The organism is Streptococcus infantis (assembly GCF_047465525.1).
Lineage (GTDB): Bacteria > Bacillota > Bacilli > Lactobacillales > Streptococcaceae > Streptococcus > Streptococcus infantis_R.
This window is the reverse complement of sequence record NZ_JASGZS010000066.1, coordinates 1-613: the sequence shown is the minus strand read 5'-3', so window position 1 is coordinate 613 and position 613 is coordinate 1. Positions and strand designations below refer to the sequence as shown.

Here is a 613-nt window from a genome sequence, read left to right as displayed (position 1 = left end):
CCTATGATGGCAACTGGTATGAGGCAGACGGTTTTCCAACAGAAGTCGTCGACACAGTAGGTGCTGGAGATAGCCATGTGGGAGCCTTTATATCCGCTCGTTTAGAAGGTTTAGATATGACGCAAGCCTTAAGATTTGCTAACAAAGTCTCTAGCCAGATTGTTGCAAGTAAGGGCGTTCATCTGACAAAAGAGCAGCAAGAAGCCCTGCGAACAGAATTGAAACAAAAATAAAAAAGAGAGTGGGACAGAAATCGGTAATTCGTTAGAATTCGATTTCGTCGTCCCACCTCCGCACAGTTGAGTAGGGCTGTAAAAGCTGATGAAATCAGCGTAGTAGAGCCCACTCAACCACTGCGTCTTGCTCGACAATCCAAAAATAATTGAGAGGCTAGGACTTTTGTCCCACTCTCTTTTTGTTTGTCTAGAAGGGGCTTGGTTGATCGTTGCAACGGGTAAAAAGAATTGGTATACTAGTAGAAAGAAACAAGGAGGATGCTGTGACCTTTAGAAAATTACGTCTATTAATGTCCAAATATGGATTTAGTATTTTGTTTATGGGCTTTGAACTATGGGCATCCTTTGCGGCCTTCTTTTGGCTCAATAGATGGTTC

At 42.9% G+C, this 613-nt stretch carries 1 protein-coding gene; it reads left to right on the top strand.

From position 1 onward, the window contains the following. Positions 1 to 233: carbohydrate kinase family protein (locus QM374_RS10745; protein WP_414311741.1), on the top strand; the 233-nt coding region annotated here is incomplete at its 5' end. Between the last annotated feature and the right edge of the window lie 380 nt (positions 234 to 613).